Origin of the sequence: Blautia sp. AF32-4BH, assembly GCF_003460565.1 — a bacterium.
GTDB classification, from domain to species: Bacteria; Bacillota; Clostridia; order Lachnospirales; family Lachnospiraceae; genus Fusicatenibacter; species Fusicatenibacter saccharivorans.
Genome location: NZ_QTVL01000001.1, coordinates 63143 through 88853 on the forward strand (window position 1 = coordinate 63143; position 25711 = coordinate 88853).

At 50.4% G+C, this 25711-nt stretch carries 23 protein-coding genes; 22 read left to right on the top strand and 1 reads right to left on the bottom strand.

Going from position 1 to position 25711, the window contains the following annotated elements:
• The first annotated feature begins 4 nt into the window (after positions 1–4).
• From DWZ44_RS00350 to rny, 19 genes are all read left to right on the top strand, one after another.
• Entirely contained in the window at positions 5–1597 is a 1593-nt protein-coding gene (locus DWZ44_RS00350; protein WP_117804017.1) for a peptide chain release factor 3, read from the top strand.
• A 38-nt stretch (positions 1598–1635) separates the two neighbouring features.
• Positions 1636–2319 carry an L-serine ammonia-lyase, iron-sulfur-dependent subunit beta gene (gene sdaAB / locus DWZ44_RS00355; protein WP_117804018.1) on the top strand — a complete coding sequence of 228 codons (684 nt, stop codon included), beginning with the start codon at positions 1636–1638 and terminating at the stop codon, positions 2317–2319.
• Positions 2309–3181, top strand: coding sequence for an L-serine ammonia-lyase, iron-sulfur-dependent, subunit alpha (sdaAA, locus tag DWZ44_RS00360; RefSeq protein ID WP_055228454.1), 873 nt, complete (start codon positions 2309–2311; stop codon positions 3179–3181). Before sdaAB ends, sdaAA begins: the two co-directional genes overlap by 11 nt.
• A gap of 70 nt (positions 3182–3251) precedes the next feature.
• Positions 3252–3644 carry an Asp23/Gls24 family envelope stress response protein gene (locus DWZ44_RS00365; RefSeq protein WP_022463352.1) on the top strand — a complete coding sequence of 131 codons (393 nt, stop codon included), beginning with the start codon at positions 3252–3254 and terminating at the stop codon, positions 3642–3644.
• 127 nt (positions 3645–3771) lie between these two features.
• On the top strand, positions 3772–4209 hold the full coding sequence (nusB, locus tag DWZ44_RS00370) for a transcription antitermination factor NusB (protein WP_022463351.1): 438 nt from the start codon (positions 3772–3774) through the stop codon (positions 4207–4209).
• Positions 4199–5425, top strand: a complete 1227-nt coding sequence (xseA, locus tag DWZ44_RS00375) for an exodeoxyribonuclease VII large subunit (RefSeq protein WP_117509110.1) — start codon at positions 4199–4201, stop codon at positions 5423–5425. The genes nusB and xseA overlap by 11 nt, the downstream gene beginning before the upstream one ends.
• 22 nt (positions 5426–5447) lie before the next feature.
• Positions 5448–5693 (top strand): exodeoxyribonuclease VII small subunit, encoded by a 246-nt coding sequence (gene xseB, locus DWZ44_RS00380; protein ID WP_226906307.1) that lies wholly within the window; start codon positions 5448–5450, stop codon positions 5691–5693.
• A complete protein-coding gene (locus DWZ44_RS00385; protein WP_330411313.1) occupies positions 5671–6585 on the top strand; it encodes a polyprenyl synthetase family protein in 915 nt (304 codons plus the stop codon). Before xseB ends, DWZ44_RS00385 begins: the two co-directional genes overlap by 23 nt.
• Positions 6586–6596: 11 nt before the next feature.
• Positions 6597–8474: a 1-deoxy-D-xylulose-5-phosphate synthase gene (gene dxs, locus DWZ44_RS00390; protein ID WP_117804020.1), complete on the top strand. Its 1878-nt coding sequence runs from the start codon at positions 6597–6599 to the stop codon at positions 8472–8474.
• Positions 8471–9280: a TlyA family RNA methyltransferase gene (locus DWZ44_RS00395; protein ID WP_117804021.1), complete on the top strand. Its 810-nt coding sequence runs from the start codon at positions 8471–8473 to the stop codon at positions 9278–9280. The genes dxs and DWZ44_RS00395 overlap by 4 nt, the downstream gene beginning before the upstream one ends.
• A gap of 19 nt (positions 9281–9299) precedes the next feature.
• On the top strand, positions 9300–10157 hold the full coding sequence (locus DWZ44_RS00400) for an NAD(+)/NADH kinase (RefSeq protein ID WP_117804022.1): 858 nt from the start codon (positions 9300–9302) through the stop codon (positions 10155–10157).
• Positions 10158–10186: 29 nt separating this feature from the next.
• The gene (argR, locus tag DWZ44_RS00405) at positions 10187–10663 is read left to right on the top strand and encodes an arginine repressor (RefSeq protein ID WP_022463344.1); all 477 of its coding nucleotides are present in this window, start codon (positions 10187–10189) and stop codon (positions 10661–10663) included.
• 64 nt (positions 10664–10727) lie between these two features.
• Complete coding sequence (gene recN / locus DWZ44_RS00410; protein ID WP_117804023.1) at positions 10728–12419, top strand: DNA repair protein RecN; 1692 nt, start codon at positions 10728–10730, stop codon at positions 12417–12419.
• A gap of 165 nt (positions 12420–12584) precedes the next feature.
• Entirely contained in the window at positions 12585–13805 is a 1221-nt protein-coding gene (spoIVB, locus tag DWZ44_RS00415) for a SpoIVB peptidase (protein ID WP_158554956.1), read from the top strand.
• A 206-nt stretch (positions 13806–14011) separates the two neighbouring features.
• On the top strand, positions 14012–14812 hold the full coding sequence (gene spo0A, locus DWZ44_RS00420) for a sporulation transcription factor Spo0A (protein WP_055218233.1): 801 nt from the start codon (positions 14012–14014) through the stop codon (positions 14810–14812).
• Between the two features lie 192 nt (positions 14813–15004).
• Positions 15005–16447, top strand: a complete 1443-nt coding sequence (gene glgA / locus DWZ44_RS00425) for a glycogen synthase GlgA (RefSeq protein ID WP_117760400.1) — start codon at positions 15005–15007, stop codon at positions 16445–16447.
• Between the two features lie 273 nt (positions 16448–16720).
• On the top strand, positions 16721–17788 hold the full coding sequence (gene recA, locus DWZ44_RS00430) for a recombinase RecA (RefSeq protein WP_022463338.1): 1068 nt from the start codon (positions 16721–16723) through the stop codon (positions 17786–17788).
• Positions 17789–18415 (top strand): regulatory protein RecX, encoded by a 627-nt coding sequence (locus DWZ44_RS00435; protein ID WP_117760399.1) that lies wholly within the window; start codon positions 17789–17791, stop codon positions 18413–18415.
• Positions 18416–18563: 148 nt separating this feature from the next.
• Positions 18564–20129, top strand: a complete 1566-nt coding sequence (rny, locus tag DWZ44_RS00440; RefSeq protein WP_022463336.1) for a ribonuclease Y — start codon at positions 18564–18566, stop codon at positions 20127–20129.
• 112 nt (positions 20130–20241) lie between these two features.
• Here the strand turns inward: rny and DWZ44_RS00445 are convergent, their stop codons facing one another.
• A complete protein-coding gene (locus tag DWZ44_RS00445; protein ID WP_117760398.1) occupies positions 20242–21072 on the bottom strand; it encodes a helix-turn-helix transcriptional regulator in 831 nt (276 codons plus the stop codon).
• Positions 21073–21259: 187 nt separating this feature from the next.
• On the opposite strand from DWZ44_RS00445, the gene DWZ44_RS00450 reads away from it, so the two are divergent.
• The 3 genes from DWZ44_RS00450 (at position 21260) to xerD (ending at position 25625) form a co-directional block, all read left to right on the top strand.
• Positions 21260–23842 (top strand): glycoside hydrolase family 3 protein, encoded by a 2583-nt coding sequence (locus DWZ44_RS00450; RefSeq protein ID WP_055218222.1) that lies wholly within the window; start codon positions 21260–21262, stop codon positions 23840–23842.
• Positions 23843–24056: 214 nt separating this feature from the next.
• A complete protein-coding gene (locus tag DWZ44_RS00455; RefSeq protein WP_055218220.1) occupies positions 24057–24632 on the top strand; it encodes a stage II sporulation protein M in 576 nt (191 codons plus the stop codon).
• Positions 24633–24743: 111 nt separating this feature from the next.
• Complete coding sequence (xerD, locus tag DWZ44_RS00460; RefSeq protein ID WP_117800857.1) at positions 24744–25625, top strand: site-specific tyrosine recombinase XerD; 882 nt, start codon at positions 24744–24746, stop codon at positions 25623–25625.
• The last annotated feature ends 86 nt before the right edge of the window (positions 25626–25711 follow it).

Genomic DNA, 25711 nt, shown 5'->3' on the forward strand with positions numbered 1-25711 from the left:
AACCGTGCCTGATTATACAAAAGAAATTGAAAGACGGCGTACCTTTGCCATCATTTCCCACCCGGATGCCGGTAAAACCACACTGACTGAGAAATTCCTGCTGTACGGAGGAGCGATCAATCTCGCCGGTTCCGTAAAAGGAAAAGCGACTGCGCGCCATGCCGTATCCGACTGGATGGAGATCGAGAAAGAGCGTGGTATTTCCGTTACCTCTTCCGTTCTGCAGTTCAATTACGACGGCTACTGCATCAACATTCTGGATACCCCGGGACACCAGGACTTCTCGGAGGATACGTACCGTACCCTGATGGCAGCCGATTCCGCCGTCATGGTTATTGATGCATCGAAGGGTGTCGAGGCACAGACCAGAAAGCTGTTTAAAGTCTGTGTCATGCGCCACATCCCGATCTTTACCTTCATCAACAAGATGGACCGCGATGCGAACGATACCTTCGAGCTGCTCGACGAGATCGAAAAAGAGCTCGGCATTGCAACCTGCCCGATCAACTGGCCGATCGGTTCCGGAAAGAAATTCCGCGGTGTTTACGACCGTGACAAAAAGAAAGTCCTTACCTTCTCCGATACAATGAAGGGAACGAAGGAAGGTATCGAGGAAGAAATTGATATCGACGATCCGCATCTTCTCGATGTGGTCGATGAGGACCAGAAAGAACAGCTTATGGATGAGATCGAGCTGCTCGACGGCGCAAGTGCAGAGTTTGACCAGGAGCTTGTCAGCAAGGGAGAGCTCTCCCCGGTATTCTTCGGATCTGCGCTCACCAACTTTGGTGTGGAGACTTTTCTGCAGCACTTCCTCACGATGACGATGCCGCCGCTTCCGCGTACGGCAGACTGCGGCGTGATCGATCCGGTCAAAGAGGATTTCTCTGCGTTTGTCTTTAAAATCCAGGCAAACATGAACAAAGCACACCGTGACCGTATCGCATTCATGCGCATCTGCTCCGGCAAATTCGACGCCGGAATGGAAGTCTTCCATGTGCAGGGAGGAAAGAAAATGCGTCTTTCCCAGCCGCAGCAGATGATGGCGAGTGACCGTCATATTGTTGATGAAGCATACGCCGGCGATATCATCGGTGTATTTGACCCGGGTATCTTCTCCATCGGAGATACGATCTGTATGCCGGGCAGAAAATTCGCATACGAGGGAATTCCGACCTTCGCGCCGGAGCATTTTGCAAGAGTGCGCCAGCTCGATACGATGAAGAGAAAACAGTTCGTCAAGGGAATTTCCCAGATTGCACAGGAAGGTGCGATCCAGATTTTCCAGGAGTACAAAGGCGGCATGGAGGAGATCATCGTCGGCGTTGTCGGCGTCCTGCAGTTTGACGTTTTAAAATACCGTCTGGAGAATGAGTACAACGTGGATATCCGTCTGGAGAACCTGCCGTATGAGCACATCCGCTGGATCGCAAACAAAGAGGAGATCAACCTGGACCGTATTCAGGGTACATCCGATATGAAGAAGGTCATGGACCTCAAGGGAAATCCGCTGCTTCTCTTTGTCAATCCGTGGAGTGTCGGCATGGTACAGGATCGAAACAAAGACCTTGTGCTGACCGAATTCAGCAAAAACTAAGAACAAAAGAGCGGGATGCCGCTTAAAAAGGAGAAGGAATGAACTTATTCGATATTCTGGGCCCTGTGATGGTCGGTCCGTCGAGTTCGCACACAGCGGGGGCAGTGCGGATTGGATGGATGACGCAGAAACTTCTCGGGGAACAGCCGGTGGAAGCAAAAATACTGATGTACGGTTCCTTTGCCGCAACGGGAAAGGGCCATGGAACGGACCGCGGTCTCGTCGCGGGTCTTCTCGGCATGCGGCCGGATGACGAGCGGATTCCGGACAGCTTTGAAATTGCCCGGAAGATGAGTCTTTCCTATTCATTCGGCATCGCCAATCTGACGAGTGCCCATCCGAACAGCGTCGTTCTGGAAGTAAAGGGAAAGAGCGGCCGGACGCTCGAGGTGCAGGCGTGCTCCCTTGGCGGCGGCCGTATCATGATCAACCGCCTCGACGGGCTGGATGTCAACTGCAGCTGCGAGATTCCGACCCTGATCGTCCACAATCTGGACCAGCCGGGCCACGTAGCCGAGGTTACGTCGATGCTGGCACATAAGTCAGTCAACATTGCGAATATGTCCCTCTACCGCGACAAGAGAGGCGGATCGGCCGTCATGGTCGTGGAGATGGATCAGCCGCTTCCCAAAGAGTCGCTGGAATGGCTGGAGCATCTTGAGGGCATTGTAAAGGTAACATACATCAACGTAACGGAAGGAGAAGAGGACGATGTCTTATAATTCACTGGAAGAAATTGTCCGGGAGTGCCAGGAAAAAGACCTGCCGTTTGATGAAGTCATCCTTCTGGACGATATGAATGAGAGAAATGTAAGCCGCGAAGAGTCCATTGAGACGATGCGCGGCATGTGGGAAGCCATGAAAGGCGCTGAACGGAATTATGACGGTTCGCTGCAGTCGAGAAGCGGTCTTGTGGGCGGCGCCGGAAAGACGATGCGCGCGTATGTCGAGAGCGGGAACACGCTCTGCGGACCGTTTGTCGGAAAAGTTATGGCATCTGCACTTGCGATGGGTGAGTCAAACGCCTGCATGAAGCGGATCGTTGCAGCACCGACCGCAGGAGCGTGCGGTGTGCTTCCGGCTGTGCTCGTGAATTACCAGAAAGAGAAGGGGACAGCGGATGAGCAGATCGTGCGTGCGCTCTACACGGCAGCCGGTATCGGCCAGGTCGTTGCGGCGCGGGCCTACATTGCGGGCGCTTCCGGCGGCTGCCAGGCCGAAATCGGAACAGCAAGCGCGATGGCGGCAGGCGCACTGACCGCACTTGGCGGCGGCACTCCGTCCCAGATCACGCATGCGGCAGCGATGGCATTAAAGAACCTGCTCGGTCTCGTGTGTGACCCGGTCGGCGGTCTTGTCGAGGTCCCGTGCGTCAAACGGAATGTGATCGGTTCCGTGAATGCACTTTCTGCGGCGGACATGGCACTTGCGGGAATCATAAGCCGCATTCCGCCGGATCAGGTGATCGATGCGATGCGGGAAGTCGGCGACCAGATGCATCCGAGTCTGCGCGAAACCGGCCAGGGCGGCCTTGCCAACACGCCGGCAGCACGCGAGTGGTGCGCGGCACAGGAAGAAGAATAAAAAAAACTTTTATTTTCGGAAAACTTTTGGTATAATAAAGGAAAGTCAGCCAAGGAGGAGGTTCTTTAAGATGGCAGAGGCAAAAATTCAGAAAAGAAACACTTATACGATATATGATGACGAAGGAATCGGAACCGTGCAGATTGCAGACGAGGTGGTAGCTATTATCGCAGGACTTGCGGCAACGGAAGTGGACGGGGTAGCCTCCATGGCCGGAAATATTACCAACGAATTAGTCAGCAAGCTTGGCATGAAAAATCTTTCCAAGGGTGTCAAAGTTGATGTACTCGACGGCGTTGTCTGCGTGGATCTTGCCCTCAATCTCAAATATGGATACGAGATTCCGGCAACCTGCAAAAACGTACAGGAAAAAGTAAAAACAGCGATCGAGAATATGACAGGCCTGGAAGTTTCCGATGTCAATGTAGCCATTGCAGGCGTGAATATGGAACAGACGAAATAAAAAACAACGAACCGCGAGGGAATAAGGCGACCCCTTACAACCCCGCGGTTCTTGTTAACTATTCAGAGCCAGATGAAATGGAAGAAAAATAGTTAATTAACTATACAGGAAGGAATTAAAACAGACAATGAACAGAAGCAAACTTCGCGAAAATATTTTTAAACTTCTCTATACCGCAGAGTTCCAGGAGAAAGAGGAGATGCCGCAGCAGATGTCTCTTTACTTTACGTACTCTGACGACAACGACGAGGATGAAGAAGTAACCGTAAGCGAAAAAGATCAGACCTATATGGAAGAGAAATACCATCATGTGACCGAGCACATCCCGGAAATCGACGAGATGCTGAACCGTACTTCCGAGGGCTGGAAAACGACCCGTATGGGAAAAGTAGACCTGGCGATCCTGCGTCTTGCCGTTTACGAGATGAAATTCGACGAGGACGTTCCGGTCGGTGTAGCCATCAACGAGGCCGTTGAGCTGGCAAAACGCTTCGGCAGAGACCAGTCTCCGTCCTTTATCAACGGTATTCTTGGAAAACTGGCAAGAGAAGAAGATGAGAAATAAAAATCAGAATGTTTACACCGTAGGCCAGGTCAATTCATACATCAAAAACATCTTTGACCAGGACTATATGCTCCGCCGGATTTACGTCAGCGGAGAAGTAAGCAACTGTAAATACCATCCGTCCGGCCACATCTATTTTTCCTTAAAAGATGCGGAAGGAACCATTTCCTGTGTCATGTTCGCCGGTTCGCGGCGCGGCCTTGCCTTCCCGATGCGGGACGGCGATAACGTGATTGTCGGCGGCAGCATCAGCGTCTATGAGCGGGACGGAAAGTATCAGATCTATGCAAAAGAGATCACAAAAGAGGGCGCCGGCCTTTTATACGAAAAGTATCTGGCCCTAAAAGCAGAACTGGAAGAGATGGGCATGTTTGCCCCGGAGTACAAGCAGCCGATTCCTGCGTATGTAAAGAAAATCGGCGTTGTCACAGCACCGACGGGAGCTGCTGTGCAGGATATCAAAAACATTGCACTCCGCCGGAATCCCTTTGTCCAGATCATCCTCTACCCGGCCCTGGTGCAGGGAGAGGGAGCGGCGGACAGCATCGTGGAGGGCATACGCCGTCTGGACGTACTGAATCTGGATGTGCTGATCGTGGGCCGCGGAGGCGGTTCGATCGAGGATCTTTGGGCGTTCAATGAGGAAAAAGTAGCGCGTGCCGTTTTTTCCTGCCATACGCCGGTGATCTCCGCCGTCGGCCATGAGACCGACACAACGATCATCGATTTCGTGGCAGATCTGCGCGCCCCGACCCCGTCCGCAGCGGCGGAGCTGGCAGTCGCTGATGTCCGCGCGGTACTCAACACACTGGAAAATTATAAAAGCCGCATGAACCATGCGATGGCAAACCAGACGCAGAGAGCGAGAAGCCGCCTTCTGCAGTACGAGACAAAGTGGAAGTATCTCGGACCGGAAAATAAGATCCGTGACCAGAGAGCACGCCACGCCGAGCTGGAGCGTCGGTATACAGATGCGATGGAAGAAAAGCTCAAAGAAGCGCGCCACCGCCTTGCCCTTTACATTCAGGCGATGAAGGGTCTGTCCCCGCTGGACAAGCTGAACCAGGGCTATTCCTACGTGGAAAAAGAAGGAAAAGCCATCACTTCGGTGCAGGATGTCAAAGAAGGTGATCTGCTCGAAATCTGTGTATCAGACGGAAAGATCACAGCGCGCGCAGAGAAGACATCGGCCGTATCCTGGATGGAACAATCGTGAAAAAGCAGAGAATCGAGAAAACATGGGAAATATGGAAGCAGAAGAGAGAAAAGAAGAAGGAACCCCTTCCGGTGAGACACTGGAAGCAGCATTTGGAAAACTGGATCAGATGCTCGAAACGCTGGAGAGCAGCGATGTCAGCCTGGAAGACTCCTTTCGTTTATACAAGGAGGGAATGGAGCTTTTGAACGAATGCAGTCAGAAAATTGACCGCGTCGAGAAAAAAATGCTCCAGATGAATGAGGATGGAACATTCAGAGAATTTTAAAGCGGTACTCGAAGAAAAAACGCGGGAAGCGGAAAGTATCATTGCCGCTTACCTGCCGAAAGAGGAAGGCTTTGCAAAGAAACTGGCAAAAGCCATGAATTACAGTATGACAGCGGGCGGAAAGAGGCTTCGTCCGCTGCTTTTGCAGGAGAGTTTCCGTCTGTTCGGCGGAACCGGGGAGGCTGTAAAACCATTTATGGCAGCCATGGAGATGATTCACACCCATTCCCTGATCCACGATGATCTCCCTGCGATCGACAACGATGATTACCGCCGCGGCAGAAAAACGACCCATGTCGTCTTCGGGGAGGCCGTCGGCGTGCTGGCAGGAGACGCCCTTTTAAACTATGCATACGAGACAGCCTGGAAAGCCTTTCCACTGGAGGAGCACACCGACCGCGTAGTGCGTGCTTTTGGCATTCTCTGTCAGAAAACCGGAATTTCCGGCATGTTGGGCGGTCAGAGTGTTGACGTGATGAATGAAAAAGCCGGCCATTTCGCCATCGACCGTGAGATGCTGGACTACATTTACGAGAACAAGACTTCGGCGCTTTTAGAGGCTGCCATGATGGCAGGTGCGGCACTTGCAGGAGCAAACGACGATGATCTTGACGCGCTCTGCCGGATTACCTCCAAAGTCGGGATCGCGTTCCAGATCCGGGACGACATCCTGGATGTCACATCCACGATGGAGGAGCTTGGAAAGCCGGTTTTCAGCGATGAAAAGAATGAAAAAACAACGTATGTGACGATGTTTGGCACAGACGGGGCGGAGCAGGAGGTAAAACGGCTCACGAAAGAGGCCGTAGACGAACTGAAAAATCTGTCCTGTCCGGGAGATAAAATATTTCTGGAAGAGCTGTTTGAATCTCTGACTTCCAGAAAAAAGTAAGGGATGATTTCATGTTAGAAAAAATACAGAAACCAAACGATATTAAGAAGATTCCGGCGGACCAGCTTCCGGCGCTTGCAGATGAAATCCGGGAATTTATTATCGAGTCTTTGAGTAAAACCGGCGGCCATCTGGCGTCCAATCTTGGTGTCGTGGAACTGACGATTGCGATGCACCGCGTCTTCGATCTTCCAAAAGACAAGCTGATCTGGGATGTGGGACACCAGTCCTACACGCACAAGATTCTGACCGGGCGGAAAGACGGGTTTGAAACGCTGCGCCGGGAAGGCGGCATCAGCGGATTCCCGAAGCGGAGCGAGAGTGACTGCGATGTATTCGACACCGGCCACAGCTCGACCTCGATTTCCGCAGGCGTCGGCTATGTGCGTGCACGGGAACTGAAAAAAGAAAATTATTCCGTTATTTCGATCATCGGAGATGGTGCGCTGACCGGCGGCATGGCGTACGAGGCGCTGAACAATGCGGCCAGCCTGAAATCGAATTTTATTATCGTTTTAAATGACAACGAAATGTCGATCACCGAGAATGTCGGCGGTATGTCATCGTACCTGTCCGGCCTTCGGACGGCATCGGCGTACACGGATTTCAAGATGGACGTCACAAAGGCATTGAACCGCATTCCGGGCATCGGACCTGGCATGGTGGATGCGATGCGGAAGACGAAAAGCAGCATCAAACAGATCATCATTCCGGGCATGCTGTTTGAGGATATGGGACTTACGTATTTAGGTCCTGTGGACGGCCACAACATTCCGCAGCTGATCAAGACCTTCCAGGAAGCAAAACGGTTTGAAGGACCGATTCTGGTGCATGTCCTGACACAGAAGGGCCGCGGCTATGAGCCGGCGATGCGCCACCCGGCAAGATTCCACGGTGCGGGTCCGTTCGATGTGAAAACAGGATTGCCGGTTGGAAAATCCAATCCGACGTACACGGATGTCTTTTCCACGGTCATGCGGAAAATGGGAGATCGAAGAAAGGATGTTGCGGCAGTCACGGCGGCGATGATGACCGGTGTCGGACTGAAACGCTTCTCCAACATGTTCCCGGACCGCTGTTTCGATGTGGGAATCGCAGAAGAGCACGCGGTGACATTTGCAGCGGCACTGTCACTCGGCGGCATTACGCCTGTCGTTGCGATTTATTCTTCATTCCTGCAGCGGGCGTACGATCAGATCATGCATGACGTTTGTATGCAGAATCTCCATGTCGTCTTTGCGATTGACCGCGCCGGTCTTGTGGGCTACGACGGGGAGACACACCACGGCATTTTCGACCTTTCCTATCTGGGTTCGATGCCGAATATGACAATTCTTGCACCGAAGAACCTCTGGGAGCTTTCGGATATGATCAAATTTGCGGTCGATTACGACGGCCCGATCGCGGTGCGCTACCCGAGAGGGGAAGCGTATACGGGATTAAAAGAGTTCCGTGCGCCCATCTGCCTCGGAAAATCAGAAGTGATCCATGAGGGAAGCCGTGTTGCACTTCTTGCCGTCGGCAGTATGGTAAAAATGGCAGAAGAAGTGCAGAAACAGTTAAAAGAGCGGATGGATATGGATGCGGCGCTTGTGAATGCGCGGTTCGTCAAACCAATCGATGAAGAACTTCTTCGAAGCTTTGCCGATACGTATGAGCTTGTCGTAACACTCGAGGAAAATGTAAAAGACGGCGGCTTTGGAGAGCGCGTCCTTGCTTTTGCCGAGGAAGAAGACCTTCCGTTTGGCGTGGAGATCATTGCACTGCCGGACCGCTTTATTCCGCACGGAAGTGTATTATACCAGATGAAACAGGTCGGCTTTACGCCGGAAGATATCTGCGGCAGAATTGAGGAATACTACAGAAAACAGGGGCAGGAAGAAAGATGAAAAAACGATTAGATGTATTACTGGTAGAACGGGGCCTTGCCACATCGCGGGAAAAAGCGAAAGCCATGATTATGGCAGGAGAAGTTCTGGTGGACAATGAGCGGGAGGACAAAGCCGGTTCCATGTTCCCGGAAGAAGTGGAGATTGTCTTAAAAGGAAAACCACTGCCGTATGTGAGCCGCGGCGGCTTAAAGTTAGAGAAAGCAATGAAAAACTTTGACCTTACCCTGGATGGAAAGGTCTGCATGGATGTCGGAGCATCCACCGGCGGCTTTACCGACTGTATGCTGCAGAACGGCGCCGTCAAGGTATATTCCGTGGATGTCGGCCACGGCCAGCTCGACTGGAAGCTGCGGAACGATCCGCGCGTTGTCTGTATGGAGCGCACGAACATCCGTTACGTCGTGCCGGAGGATATCGAGGAGAGACCGTCCTTCGTATCGATCGACGTATCGTTTATCTCCCTGACCAAGGTGCTGCTTCCGGTCCGGAATCTGATGGAAGAGAACGGCGAAATTGCAGCTCTGATCAAGCCGCAGTTTGAGGCAGGACGCGAAAAAGTCGGCAAAAAAGGTGTTGTCCGTGATCCGGCTGTACACAAAGAAGTCATTGAGATGGTCATTTCCTATGCGAAAAGCATTTCCTTCGGCGTGCGCCATCTGGAATTTTCTCCGATCAAAGGACCGGAGGGAAATATCGAGTATCTCGTTCACCTTGTCCGGCTGCCGGACGGCGTGACAGAGGAAGAGACCAATGTCGATGTAGACGCCGTTGTAAAGAGCGCACACGATACACTGGATAAATAAAAGGGTTAAGGAGCATGATATGGAGCGATTTTACCTGATCACAAACAGAGCAAAAGACCCGGACCTTACCGTGACAGACCAGATCAGGCAATATCTGGAGGAGCGCGGAAAAACGTGTCTTCTCTGCGATAACAGCGAAAAAGGGGAAAAATACCATTATACGGATCCGGCGAAGGTTCCGTCAGATATCGACGGCATTCTGGTGCTCGGTGGTGACGGCACGCTTCTGCAGGCAGCAGGCGACGTGGTGGATTTACAGATTCCACTGCTCGGCATCAATCTGGGAACGCTCGGCTATCTTGCGGAAATCGACCGTGACACGCTTTATCCGGCGCTGGATCATCTGATGGCGGATGAGTATACGATTGAGCACCGCATGATGCTCTGCGGATCGATTTACCGGGACGGAAAGCTGATTGCGGAGGACACGGCACTCAACGACATTACGATCACCCGTGAGGGAAACCTGCGTGTCGTCCGGTTCGACAATTACGTTAACGGGGAGTTTTTAAATTCCTACAGCGCCGATGGCATCATCATCGCAACGCCGACCGGTTCGACCGGCTACAGCCTCTCCGCGGGCGGCCCGATCATCTCACCGTCAGCCAGCCTGATGCTGATGACACCGCTTGCCCCGCACACCCTGAATACGAGAAGCATTGTCTTTCCGGCAGAGGATGTGATCGAGGTGGAGCTCGGGCCTTCGAGAGACGGCGGCATTGAACAGGGCATGGCATATTTTGACGGCGACACCCGCGTTCCGATGAAAACCGGCGACCGGATCGTGATCAAAAAGGCCAGACGGGACACTCTGATTGTGAAGATCAGCAACATCAGTTTTCTGGAGACATTAAGAAAGAAAATGGCAAACATTTAAGATATAGTTACTGGGGAAGGATGCTTGAAATGAAAATCGCGAGACATGCACAGATTATCAAATTAATTAACCAATATGACATTGAAACACAGGAGGAGCTGGCAAAGAAGCTGGAGGAGAGCGGCTTTGCCGTAACGCAGGCGACGATTTCGAGGGATATCCGCCAGCTGAAGCTCACAAAAGTACCAAAAGAGAACGGCGGAAGCCGCTATGCGGTTCTGCAGAACGCACCGTCCGAGGTTGGGAGCCGCTATGCGCGCGTGTTAAAAGACGCGTATATTTCCGTTGATCTTGCCAAGAATATTCTGGTCATCAAAACCGTGTCTGGAATGGCGATGGCGGCGGCAGCGGCTTTCGATGAGATGAACTGGAATGAAATTGTCGGCTGCATCGGCGGAGACGATACGATTCTCTGCGTGGCAAGAGACGATGATGCGGCGCTTGTGGCAGCAGAACGACTGAAAAAAATGGTGGACGGCATGGAGGAGACGGGCGAAGAGTTCTAAAGAACGCACGTCTCTGCAAAAAGAGACAAAAAGATGACAGCAGGTGTGACACCGGAGGAAAAGAATGCTCACAAACTTACACGTAAAAAATCTGGCCCTGATCGACGAAGCGGAAGTGGAGTTCGGTCCGGGCCTGAATATACTGACCGGAGAAACCGGAGCCGGAAAATCCATCCTGATCGGTTCGATCAACGCGGCGCTTGGAAAGAAGATATCCCGCGAGATGATCCGGACGGGAGAGACAAGCGCGCTGGTGGAACTGGTCTTTGAAACCGAAAACCCGCATGTGCTGGAGCTGTTAAAAGAGATGGATCTCGAGGCGGAGGAGGGTCAGGTGATTATTTCCAGAAAGATCACCGGATCCCGCAGCGTCTGCCGCATCAACGGCGAGGCATGCAATATCTCGCAGGTAAAAGCTCTTGCGTCCCTGCTGCTCGACATCCACGGCCAGCATGAGCACCAGTCGCTGCTCTATCCGGACCGGCAGATCGCGATTCTTGACGCGTTTGCGGGAACCGAGGCGGCCACGGCAAAAGGAGAGGTCCGGGCGCTGTACCAGGAGTGGAAGAATGTCCGAAAGGAGCTCTCGGCGTACGAACTCGACGAGGAGGCAAGAAAGCGGGAGGCAGCATTTCTTACGTTTGAAATCAACGAGATTGATCAGGCAGAGCTAAAAGAGGGCGAGGACGAAGCGTTGGAAACTGCGTACCGGAAAATGGGCCATGCGAAAAAGATCGCGGAATCTCTGCAGACGGTATATGCGATCACCGGCTACGGTGCAGAGAACAGCGCTGGGGAGCAGGTCGGCCGCGCAATCCGGGAGCTGCAGCAGGCTGCGGTGTACGACGATGCACTTTCCGGTCCGTCGCAGACCCTTTCCGATATTGACGGACTGCTGAATGATTTCAACCGCGAAATTTCCGCATATCTTTCCGAACTGACCTTTTCCGAAGAAGAGTATTACGAGACGGAAAAGCGGCTCGATGAGATCAACCGCCTGAAAGCAAAGTATGGAAAGACGATGGAAGAGATCACCGCATATCGCGAAGAACAGCAGAAAAAACTGGAAAAACTGGAAAACTTTGAGAGCTGCCGTGCCGCACTGCAGGAGCAGTTACAGAAAACGGAGCAGAAACTGGATGCGGCCGCACATAATCTGTCCAAAATCCGCAGAAACTATGCAAAACGGCTCGAAACACAGATTATCGAAGGTCTGCGCGACCTGAATTTCCTGCATGTCGCATTTGAAATTTCATTTGAAAAGACAAAAAGCTACACCGAAAACGGAACCGATGCTGTGGAGTTCTTAATCTCCACAAACCCGGGCGAAGCGATCCGTCCGCTGGCGAAAGTTGTTTCCGGCGGTGAATTGTCGCGAATCATGCTTGCAATCAAGACGATTCTTGCCGACCGCGACGAGACAGAAACCCTGATTTTCGATGAAATCGACACCGGAATCAGCGGAAGGACGGCGCAGAAGATTTCCGAAAAAATGGCACAGATCGGGCAGCGCCATCAGGTCATCTGCATCACCCATCTGCCGCAGATCGCAGCGATGGCAGATTCTCATTTTGAAATCGAAAAAAACGTCGAAGAAAACGAGACCGTCACATCGATCCATCCATTATCCGAGGAAGATTCTGTCAGAGAACTGGCAAGAATGCTTGGCGGCGCGAAAATTACGGATTCTGTTCTGGCAAATGCCAGCGAGATGAAGGAATTGGCACAGGTACAAAAATCTGCAAGACTCAAATAAAGAGAAGTCCGCATACTAAGAGGGAAATCACGAAACAAAGCGTGGTTTCCCTCTTTTTCGCGGGCGGCGAGTCAAAGTCCGTGCCTGCACGAGAACTTGACGACCGCCGCGAAAACAAAAGAAATGCCGCAGTTCTGCCCTGCGGCGGAAAGGATGGGAATGCAAATGACGAGAAAACAAAAATACCGAAGAGTCCTGCTTGCGCTGGCGGCGCTGTTTCTGATCCTCGCTGTTCTTCTTGGCTACGATGCCATGCGCGAATCCCTGCCGGATACGATGTATGTGGATGAGAACAGCGAAAGCCCGTTTCAGCCGCTCACGAAACATCCGCTTCTGACAATTTCGGAAGATACGAAGGAAGCAGAAAAAAACGAATTCGGAGAAACGGGTGAAACGGTTGTAGAATGTTCCGCCGCCGGGATCCCGCTGAAAAAGATCCGTGTGATCCAGGAAGAACGGCCGAAAGTTGCCGTCTGCGGCGCGCCGGTCGGTATCTATATGGAGACCGACGGTGTGATGGTGATCCGTACAGCCGAAATCCGTTCGTCCGACGGAACCGTCAGCCGTCCGTCAGAAAATATTCTGCGGGAAGGCGACTATATCACAAAAGTAAACGGACAGAGCATCCGCAGCAAGCAGGAGCTGATTGATGCAGTAAAAGTATCAAACGGTTCCCCGGTGTGTCTTTCCCTGCTTCGGGACGGGGAAACGATCGAAGTGCAGGTGACACCGCAGAAAAGCCAGGACGGCACCTGCCGCCTCGGGGCCTGGGTCCGCGACAATATGCAGGGAATCGGAACACTGACTTTCGTGGAACCGGACGGAACCTTTGCAGCGCTCGGCCATGGAATCAGTGATGTCGATACCGGAAAAATGCTCCAATTGAACGGCGGAGAACTGTATCTGACACAGATTCTGTCTGTGATCCCGGGAAAAGCGGGTGTACCGGGTGAACTGCAGGGTGTGATCCATTACGAAGAAAAGAACCGTATCGGATCAGTGGCGGAGAATACCATCTACGGTATCCACGGCGTTCTGGACAGGGAAAAAAGCAGTGCACTGCCGCTTACCGTGACGGAAATTGCCTATCGGCAGGAGATCGAGACGGGCCCGGCCACCGTACGGATGTGCGTGGACAATACGGTAGAAGAGTATGAGGCGGAGATTACAGAAATCGATCTTGGAAGCGAGAATACGAACAAAAATTTTGTGCTCGAAATTACCGATCAACGGCTGCTACAGAAAACCGGCGGCATCGTACAGGGAAATTCCGGCTCGCCGGTGCTCCAGAACGGAAGGCTGATCGGCGCCATTACCCATGTTTTCGTAAACCATCCAGAAAAAGGCTACGGTGTCTTTGCGGAAAACATGCTTGCACGGAACTGAAAAAATATGCGTTAATTTGGTTGGAATTGTTACAAACTTCCGAATTTTTACGGAAAATGTCGATCGAATTTTCAAAAAATTACGGGAAATATATTGAAAATGCGAAAAAATAAAATTATAATGTCTGTGTGATTGGAAAAAGTTCAGAAGAAAACGGATGCAGTGAAATTCCGGAAAGACTATGAGTTTTTGCAAAGGAGAGCTTTATGGAAAAGATCAACATTGCCATCGCGGATGATAACGAACGCATGCAGGAAATGCTTGGGAACGTCATAAAACAGGATGACACGCTTGAACTGATCGGGCAGACCGGAAACGGAAATGATATCTACAGTATCATCCGCGACAAAGAACCGGACGTCGTACTGCTTGACATTTTCATGCCGAAGATGGATGGTCTGACTGTAATGGAGAAAGTCAATGAGGATAAAAATCTGAAAAAAAGACCTGCCTTTATCGTTGTCTCCGCCGTAGGAGAGGAGAGGATCACCGAAGATGCGTTCCGGCTCGGCGCTTACTATTACGTCTTAAAACCGTTCGACAACGAAACTCTTCTGAACCGGATCAAAGCAACAAAAGGAATGACAGCAGTAAGAAGATACCATCCAAGAAATTTTACAAACCCCGGAAAAGAGCCGATCTGTCCGCCGGAAAACAGTCTGGAAATCGATGTGACAAATATGATCCACGAGATCGGCGTTCCTGCCCATATCAAAGGATACCAGTACCTGCGCGATGCGATTCTGCTTTCCGTAGAGGACACGGAAATGCTCAATTCCATTACCAAGATTCTCTATCCGACCATCGCGAAACGCCACCAGACAACGTCAAGTCGTGTCGAGCGTGCCATCCGCCATGCGATTGAAGTGGCCTGGAGCCGCGGCAAAATGGACACAATCGACGAGCTGTTCGGCTATACCGTGAACAACCGCAAGGGTAAACCGACAAATTCTGAATTTATTGCATTAATTGCAGATAAAATACGTCTTGAACTGAAAAATCAGTAAAAAGTAACAAAAAAATCCGAACAAACGGAGAAATTACAGAAGTTTAGACTTTTTTTTCTGGACAAAGTACGGTATAATACAGACAGGACGTTGATTATCCTTTCGCGTTTCATAGGATCGTGACAAAAAGGAAGGAATTACAGAAAAACAAAGATGCGATAATCAGCATGAAATTACAGGAGGATTCTTTTCATGAAAAATATTTTGTTCGTGGCTTCAGAGTGTGTACCGTTCATCAAAACAGGCGGTCTGGCGGATGTAGTAGGTTCTCTGCCGAAGTACTTCCCGAAAGAGTATTTTGATGTGCGCGTGGTGATTCCAAAATACGCAGGAATCAAAGAACAGTTTAAAAATCAGATGCGGTATGTGACAAACTTCTACATGGATCTGAACTGGAGACAGCAGTATGTCGGCATTTTCGAGATGGAATATGAAGGCATCAAATTCTACTTTATCGACAACGAGGAGCATTTCGGAGGAAGCACTCCATATGCGGGCATGCCGTGGGATCTGGAAAAATTTGCTTACTTCAGCAAAGCAGCGCTTTCCATTTTACCGACCATCGGCTTCCGCCCGGACCTCATCCACTGCCACGACTGGCAGACCGGTCTCGTTCCGGTTTACCTGCACGAGCGTTTCCAGGCAGATGAATTCTATCGGGGAATCAAAACCGTCATGACGATCCACAACCTGAAATTCCAGGGCATCTGGGACCGCAAGACGATTCAGAGCATTACCGGCCTTTCCGACTACTACTTCACACCGGATAAGCTGGAGTTCAAACACGATGCCAGCTACTTGAAGGGCGGTCTGGTTTACGCAGATGCGATCACCACCGTCAGCAATACATACGCGCAGGAGATTCAGACCCCGTTCTATGGCGAAGGACTCGACGGTCTGATGTGTGCAAGAGCAAACGATCTGCGCGGTATTGTAAACGGACTCGACTACAATGAGTGGAACCCGGAGACAGACGCTCAGATTGCAAAGAATTTCAATGTAAAGAACTTCCGTAAAGAGAAAGTGAAAAATAAACTGGCACTGCAGGAGGAGTTAGGACTCGAGGTCAATCCGAAGACGATGATGATCGGTATCGTATCCCGGCTGACCGATCAGAAGGGCTTCGACCTCATCAGCTATATGATGGATGAGATGTGCCAGGATGCCGTACAGTTTGTGATCCTTGGAACCGGCGAGGAGCGCTACGAGAACATGTTCCGCCACTTCGCATGGAAATACGACAAGAAGGTTTCGGCAAACATCTACTATTCCGATGCAATGTCACACAAGATCTATGCATCCTGCGATGCCTTCCTGATGCCGTCCCTGTTTGAGCCATGCGGACTCTCCCAGCTCATGAGCCTCCGCTACGGAACCCTTCCGATCGTCCGCGAGACCGGCGGCCTCAAAGACACCGTAGAGCCGTACAATGAGTACGAGGGAACAGGAACTGGATTCAGCTTCACAAACTACAATGCGCATGAGATGATGGGTACCGTGCGGTACGCAGAGCGCATCTATTACGACAAAAAACGCGAGTGGAACAAGATGATCGACCGCGCAATGGCACAGGATTTCTCCTGGGCGAATTCCGCAAAACAGTACGAGGAAATGTACAACTGGCTGATCGGATAAGCTGGTCTGCATTCTGAAAAATAAGAAAAAAATCCCGAAATGGCAGAAGAGGAAAGAAAAGCCGTTTCGGGATTTTTTTGCAGTATTTTTGGGTTGCGGCAGGAGAGTGGAATATGCTACACTTGTGCATAAGGATATATTCGAAGCAGCTCCGGTGCAGAGGATTTGGGGGCTGAAAAAAGACACAAGAAAAACAGTTGACAACAAAGCAGATTTGTAATAGTATGTATACAGAAGCGAACGAACGTTCGCATGGTAAGGAGAATATTCAGTATGGGAAATAATAACGAAGATAAACTGCGTGCACTCGATGCCGCACTTGGACAGATTGAAAAACAGTACGGAAAAGGAGCTGTCATGAAGCTCGGAGATTCCGCAGCAAACATGAACGTGGAAACCATCCCGACCGGCTCTTTAAGCCTGGATATCGCACTCGGCCTTGGCGGTGTGCCGAAGGGAAGAATCATCGAGGTATATGGACCGGAGTCTTCCGGTAAAACAACCGTAGCGCTCCACATGGTAGCCGAAGTACAGAAACGCGGCGGAATCGCCGGCTTCATCGATGCAGAGCATGCGCTCGATCCGGCCTATGCCAAAAACATCGGTGTTGATATTGAAAACCTTTATATCTCACAGCCGGACAACGGCGAGCAGGCACTTGAGATCACCGAGACGATGGTTCGTTCCGGTGCGGTAGACATCATCATCGTGGACTCTGTTGCAGCCCTCGTTCCAAAAGCCGAGATCGACGGCGACATGGGAGATTCCCACGTCGGACTGCAGGCGCGTCTGATGTCTCAGGCACTCCGGAAACTGACTGCAGCGATCAGCAAATCCAATTGTATTGTTATCTTTATCAACCAGCTGCGTGAAAAAGTCGGTGTCATGTTCGGAAATCCGGAGACTACAACCGGCGGCCGTGCACTGAAATTCTATTCTTCCATCCGTCTTGATGTCAGAAGAATTGAAGCCTTAAAGCAGGGCGGAGAGATGGTCGGAAACCGTACCAGAATCAAAGTCGTGAAAAACAAAGTAGCTCCGCCGTTCCGCGAGGCAGAATTTGATATCATGTTCGGAAAAGGAATCTCCAAAGAAGGAGACGTTCTGGATCTGGCAGCTTCCGTCGGCATCGTACAGAAGAGCGGCGCATGGTTCGCATACGGCGGCGACAAGATCGGCCAGGGACGCGAAAATGCGAAAGCATACCTGCGCGAGCATCCGGAAATCATGGATGAGATCGAGCACAAAGTGCGCGTGGCTTACGGCCTGATCAAGGAAGAAGCGCCGGAAGGCACAGAAGAAACAGCAGCAGTTCCGGAAACCGAAGGAGACGACGAATAAATGTTTGTGACAGAGATTCGTCCTCTGAATAAAAAGAAATCACGGATCCTCTTCGATGACGGAGAGGATCTGGTTCTTTATAACGGGGAAATCCGCGCTTCCCGCATCAAAGAGCAGGAGGAGCTTCCCGATGAGGTTTACGAAAAGCTGGCAGGGGAAGTGCTGACTAAAAGGGCCAAACACCGCGCGATGTATCTGCTGCTCAGACAGATGCGGACGAAAAAAGAGCTGGAAGATAAGTTACGAAAAGACGGCTATCCCGAGAGAGCCATTGAAGAGGCTGTCTCGTACGTGGAGAGCTTTCACTATATCGACGACCGCGCATACGTGGAGCAGTATCTTGCGGGCAGCGGTGCGAAAAAAGGGAAAAAGGCAGTCCTCTATGCGCTGGCACAGAAAGGCGTGGACCGGGAACTGGTGGAATCCGTCCTGGAAGAGCAGGAGGATGCCCGCGATGAGTATGAACTTGCAAAAAGTGCCGCCTTCGCAAAGCTCGGCACGCCGCACCGGCTGGATGAAAAAGAGTACCGCCGTGCCGCCGGTTTTCTGACGCGGAAGGGATTCGGCAGTTCCGAAATCCGTCGGGCACTGGAAGAATACCAAGATTCCGCTGACGAAGAATCCTGAATATTCCCGGCGATTCCGCCACATGCCGCGAAATTATGTGCAATAAATTACATGAATATTTTTAAAACATTGACAAATTTGTGAAAACAGTATAAAATTGTAGTGTTGTAAATGTGCAATGAAAACTAAATAAGGAGGTGCTCCGGTAATGGGTACAGGTATTACAATTCTGCTGGTATTCATTGCTGTAGTAGTCACGCTGCTTATTGCGGTTCCTGTTACCAGGAAAATTGCTGTGGACAATAAAATCAAGCAGGATGCTGAGAAAATTGGCACAGCGGAAGAAAAGGCGAGAAACATCATAGATGAAGCACTGAAAACTGCCGAAACTAAGAAACGGGAAGCCCTGCTGGAGGCGAAGGAGGAGTCTCTTCGTACGAAGAATGAAGTAGAAAAAGAGACCCGAGAGCGCAGAGCGGAACTGCAGAAATATGAGAAGCGCGTTTTATCGAAAGAAGAATCTGTAGATAAAAAAGCGGACGTATTGGAGCGTCGTGAAAACGAAATTGCAGCAAAAGAGGCAAGCGTCAGAAAGAAAGAAAAGGAAGTAGACGGTCTACACGAAAAAGGAGTACAGGAACTGGAAAGAATTTCCGGTTTTACCTCCGAGGAAGCAAAAGAGTATCTGTTAAAATCTGTGGAAGACGAAGTAAAAATCGACACAGCAAAGCTCTACAAAGAGCTGGAGAGCAGAGCAAAAGAGGAAGCAGGCCGTAAGGCAAAAGAGTATGTGGTAACAGCTATTCAGAAATGTGCTGTCGATCACGTATCCGAGAGTACCATCTCCGTGGTACAGCTTCCGAGCGATGAAATGAAAGGCCGCATCATCGGCCGTGAAGGACGAAACATCCGTACACTCGAAACCATGACAGGCGTTGACCTGATCATCGACGATACACCGGAAGCAGTCGTTCTTTCCTCATTCGATCCGATTCGCCGTGAGGTGGCAAGAATTGCTCTGGAAAAACTGATCGTAGACGGAAGAATCCATCCGGCCCGCATCGAAGAGATGGTAGAAAAGGCCCGCAAAGAAGTAGAACAGAATATTCGCGAGGAAGGCGAGGCAGCCGCACTGGAAGTCGGTGTACACGGACTTCATCCGGAGCTGATCCGTCTCCTTGGAAGAATGAAATTCCGTTCCAGCTACGGACAGAATGCATTAAAGCATTCGATCGAGGTAGCACAGCTTTCCGGTCTCCTCGCAGGAGAGGTAGGATGCGATGTCCGCATGGCAAAACGTGCCGGACTGCTTCATGATATCGGTAAATCCATCGACCATGAGGTAGAAGGATCTCACATTCAGATCGGTGCAGATCTCTGCAAAAAGTACAAAGAATCTCAGATTGTGATCAACACAGTAGAATCACATCACGGGGATGTAGAGCCCCAGTCTCTGATTGCATGTATCGTTCAGGCAGCGGATGCAATTTCCGCAGCAAGACCGGGTGCAAGAAGAGAAACACTCGAAACATATACCAACAGATTAAAACAGTTGGAAGACATCACGAATTCGTTCAAGGGTGTCGAAAAATCTTTTGCTATTCAGGCTGGTAGAGAAGTCCGCATCATGGTTGTTCCTGAGCAGGTATCCGATTCTGAAATGGTACTGCTCGCAAGGGATATCTCGAAACAGATCGAAGCTGAACTGGAATACCCGGGACAGATCAAGGTCAATGTTATCCGCGAGAGCCGTGTAACGGATTACGCGAAATAAAAGACTTTCTACGAAACAATTTAATAACGAAATCAAAAAGAGGCTGTGGACATGAGCAATCATGTTCCACAGCCTTTTCAGTGTGTATAAGAACAGTAAGTTTCAAAAGAATTTATACGTGCCGTATCCGGTTCGAGCGCATTTTCTGAGGTGTAGAGCCATACAGCTTTTTGAAGGTCCGCATAAAAATTTTGTAATTCGACAGCCCGTTTTTCTCCATCAGTACCGTGATCGTTTCGTCGGAATTCTGTAAATCTTCGTACAGGTGCATCGTGCGCACATCGTTCAGATATTCGAGAAAGGTCTGTCCGGTATACTTTTTAAAGAGCCGGCAGAAATACTCCTTCGAGAGCGCCAGGGAATCCGCGGCTGTTTCGAGGCTTAACGGTTCCGGGTAATGCACTTTCACCCAGTTCATAACGTGTGTCACGCGCTGCAGATCGCGCTGTGAACCCGTGAGGGATGCCGAAGGGATCTGGTGGGAATACGACCGGCAGAGATGGTACAGAAATTCGTACAGTCGTGAGGTAAAGAGAAGCTGGTATGAATCGGAAGGATTCTGCCGGATCTCGTTCATCTCCGAGAGCAGTGCGCGGAGCGGAGCCGGCTGTTCCGAGTAGGGAATGATCGTGTCGAAACGCATCGTATCAAAGTCCGGCAGATATTGGCGCATCTGGCTTGCGGAAATCTGCAGCAGAAGATATGTACAGGTGTTGGAGCGCGTCATATGGAGGTCGCCGGAGTTGATGATAATCAGATCGCCCTCGTTTAACCGATACTCCGTTGCCTGGACAATCGCGGAAAACTGTCCCCTGATCAGATAGAGAATTTCCACATATTCGTGCCAGTGCGCCGGAAAAACAAAAGCGGGCGCATCCTGCAGCTCAAAACGGACGTGCAGCAGATCGGTTTCGTGTATTGTTTCGTAAAAGCAGGATTCCATAAGTACCTCCAGGATGTGATAGAAATATACGTCAATTATAATCAAAAAAGATAAGAATATTGTACCAGAAATTGGGCGAAATATCAATATCAACCAGAGAAAGGACAAGAAAGGAACTAGAAGTTACACGAAAAAGGGAAGATAATGGAGACATTAGCACGAAACAAAGTTTGGGAGGAACAAAGACATGAAAGCAAAGGTAAGAACCTTTAACGGAACTACATCTCCGGAAGTAACCCAGCGTGAAACAGATCACCGCAAACTTGCCCGCGAGGCAGCAGCAGAGGGATTCGTTCTTCTGGAAAACAAAGATCATTTCCTGCCGCTGGCAAAGGGCAGCAAGGTAGGTCTTTACGGAGCAGGTGCGATCCGCACCATCAAAGGAGGCACCGGTTCCGGCGATGTCAATGAGCGTGACAGCGTTAATATTTTCCAGGGCATGAAAAATGCAGGCTACGACGTAACAAGCAGTGAATGGCTGGAGGATTACGATAAACTCTACGTACAGGCAAGACTGGACTGGAAAAATGAGATTTTCACAAAATTGAACGGAGACGACACAAAATTCTTTGATGCGTACTCTGCAACCCCGTTCTTTATGCCATCCGGAAACCCAATCGATGAAGAGAAAGCAGCAGCCGACGGTGCAGACACCGCATTCTTCGTTCTGGCACGTATCGCAGGAGAGAACAAAGACCGTTTTGATACGGAGGGTGACTACTTCATCTCCAAAGAAGAGAAAGCTATTCTGGCACAGGTTTCCAGATGCTATAAAAACGTTGTTCTTGTTATCAACACCGGCGGCCTGATGGATCTGGCATTCGTAGAAGAATTTGACAATATCCGCTCTATTTTACAGTACGTACAGGCAGGCCAGGAAGGCGGAAATGCATTTGCTGATGTTGTAAGCGGCGATGTAACCCCATCCGGAAAAATGACAGATACCTGGGCAAAAGATTACTATGATTATCCGGGTGCAGAGGTTTACAGCTACAAGAGCGGCGACCTCATGAAAGAAAAATACGAAGAGGGTATCTTCGTTGGATACCGTTACTTCGATACCTTTGAAGTACCAGTCCGTTACTCCTTCGGTTACGGTATGTCCTACACCGATTTCGAGATCAGAACCGATGACATCAAAGTAAGCGGCCGCGGTATGATGAATCCGAAAGTAAGCGTGACTGTTACCGTCACCAACACCGGCGATACTTATGCAGGAAAAGAAGTTGTACAGATCTACGCTTCCTGCCCGCAGGGCAGACTGGTGAAAGAGTTCCGCCGTCTGGCAGGCTTTGGAAAAACAAAACTGCTGGCTCCGAAGGAATCCCAGACCATGACCATCACCTTCCCGCTGTATCAGCTGACTTCCTATGAGGAGGAAAGCGCATCCTGGATTCTGGAGCCGGGCATGTATGGTATCTGGATTGGAAATGATCTGAATACATCTGTTCTCTCCGGCGCGCTGGAGCTGGACGAGAAAGCAGTCATGACAGCGTGTGAAAATATCTGCCCGCTGAAAGAGGAATTGAATGAGATTGTTCCTGATGCAGAAAAAGTTCAGGCAAGAGAGGCTGCATGGCAGAAGGAAGTAAAAGAAAAGAGAATGAGCGTGATCGAGCTTAAAGCATCTGAGATCCCAACTGAGAAAGTAGATTACCAGCCGGTACCGGAAGAGCTTCCTGGAAAAGCAGGAAAGATTGTGGAATCCCTTTCTGTGGATCAGCTGGCACTCCTTGCAACCGGTGATCCGGGAAGAGCACAGGGCAACGCGCTTGGCTCCGCAGGAATTTCTGTTCCGGGAGCAGCAGCGGAGACATCCCCGTGTGCTTCGGAGGAGCCGTGGAATGTAACCACGATTGCTCTGGTCGACGGACCTGCAGGTCTTCGTCTGAAGAGAGAATACCAGGTAGACAACGGAGAGATCGTAGCGAGCGATTTCCTGGCGGCACTGGAAGGCGGATTCTTCAGCAAACCGCAGGAAAAACGCGGAACAACCTATTATCAGTTCTGTACCGCAATTCCGGTTGGAACACTTCTGGCACAGAGCTGGGATGTAGAACTGATCAAGAGAGTCGGCGAGATGATCGGCCATGAGATGGAGCTGTTCAACGTAACACTGTGGCTGGCACCTGGCATGAACATCCACAGAAATCCGCTCTGCGGAAGAAACTTTGAATATTATTCCGAGGATCCGCTGCTTGCCGGTATGATGGCGGCTGCTATGACGCTCGGTGTACAGAAGGTACCGGGCTGCGGAACCACGATCAAACACTTCGCATGCAACAATCAGGAGGATAACCGTATGGGCTCCGATTCCATCCTGTCCGAGCGTGCACTGCGTGAGATCTATCTGAAAGGCTTTGAAATCGCAGTCAAAGATGCACAGCCGATGTCCATTATGACATCTTACAACCTGATCAATGGTGTGCACGCTGCAAACTGCTACGATACCTGCACGAAAGCAGCGAGAGATGAGTGGGGATTTGCAGGAGCTATCATGACCGACTGGACAACCACCAACGTACAGATCCAGGGCGAGTGTACGGCAGCGGGCTGCATGAGAGCCGGAAATGACATGGTAATGCCGGGTCTGCCGGAGGATCACGAGAACATCAAAAAAGAACTTGCAGATGGAACTCTGACGATGGCAGAACTGAAACGCTGCATCTATAACACGGTAAATATCGTACTGCAGTCCAATATGTACGAGGGCGCAGTCAGCTACCTTGATCAGTTCGATGATCTGGATACCTATCTTGTCGTGAAATAAAAGAAGTGAAAAATATCTTATGGGGATATACAAAAAGCAGGGTTTGAAATGAACGGACATTTCGGTGCGTGAGACATTGGGGGACCCTGAAAAGAGGAAAGAAGTGCCATTCGCAGATGGGGGTCTGCGGAGCAGGCACTTCTTTTACGTATATCGTCTATGAACCGTGAATACATTGACAGTAAGGCAGAAAATAAGGAGGCGCAAAAAGCAAATGAGAGAACGGGATGAGAATGCATATATTCGTTTTTTTGCCCTCTGGTTTGCGGCCGGTATGACCCTCGGTGTACTGCTGCTGCTTACGGCATCCCACATGGGAATGAAGGAGGGAAATAGCGTCCGCCTCTTTCAGGCGGAGGCGTTTTTGGGAAGAAAAATTTCCGCAAAGGCCTGCTTTTCCTATCTTCTAAAGGTACGGTTAGCACCGGCATTTGCGGGACTTCTCTTTGGATTGACGGCAATCGGTGCGTATTTTGCCACTGCTGCCGTTTGGGCATATGGTTTTCTGTGTGGCGTCTTTCTCTCGGCTGCCTATCTGCAGAACGGAATGGCAGGTCTTTTATTCTTTTTTCTGGCTCTTTTTCCGCAGATTTTCCTCTACCTTGCCGCGTTATTTCTGATGGCTGCTGCGTGCAGCCGGATGGCAGAGACGAATCACCTTGCCGGCGGCATACAGAAAAAGGAATATTTTTGCTTCGGCGTGCGCTACTTCTTTGCACTGATCCTGCTTCTGTGGGGTATTCTGCTTGAGAGTTATGTCAATCCGTGGTTTCTTGCGAAAATCCTGTAAAAACGGTCGGAAAAGGGAATTGCATTTTTGAAAAAACGTGTATATAATTAAAAGCATTGTTACCCTTTATCGGGCAGTGAGAGGGAGAAAAAAGCAAAAAGGAAAAAAGCTATGCAGGAAACGATACAGTCATTTACGGACTATCTACAGACGGAAAAGAAAGCGTCAAAAAATACAGAAGTCTCCTATCAGCGCGATCTTCGAAAGCTGGCAGTTTTTTTGAAGGAGCACGGAATAGAAAAACCGGAGCAGATGAATGCAACGGTTTTAAATTCTTATTTATTATATCTGGAGCGGGAACACTTCTCCCCGGCAACGATCTCGCGCAGCATTGCGGCGATTCATATGTTTTGCCAATATGCATGTCAGGAGGGAAAAATGGTATCTGACCCGTCGAAAGCGTTGCAGCCACCGAGGGTTGAGCGGAAAATGCCGGAGATCCTTTCCATCGCAGAGGTCGATCTGCTGCTTCGCCAGCCCAAAACCGACACGCCAAAGGGTATCCGCGACAAAGCAATGCTGGAAATGCTGTATGCGACCGGTATCCGTGTCAGTGAACTGATCCATTTGAAAACACAGGATGTCAATCTTATGATGGGCTACATCACCTGCCGCGATGAAAAGGAGCGGATCGTTCCGTTCGGCGGACCGGCGAAAAAGGCGTTGGAGCAGTATCTTGGGAGTGCGCGCGCAGCCCTGATGCATGGACGGGATGATGATGTATTGTTTGTCAACTGCTCCGGAGGTTCGATGAGTCGTCAGGGATTCTGGAAAATTCTGAAATCCTATGCGAAATCCGCAGGCATTACTGCGGATATTACGCCGCATACCCTGCGCCATTCGTTTGCAACCCATCTGCTGCAAAACGGTGCGGACTTAAAGAGTGTCCAGGAGATGATGGGACATGCCGATATCTCGACAACGCAGATGTATCTCCACCTTGGTGTGAATAAGATCCGGGATGTGTACCGGAAGGCACATCCGAGAAAGTAAAGGTGGAACAGAAAAGTAAAACGATAGAAAAACCTCCGCCGCAGACTGGTGAAAAACTGCAGCGAAGGTTTTTGATGTTTTTAGGG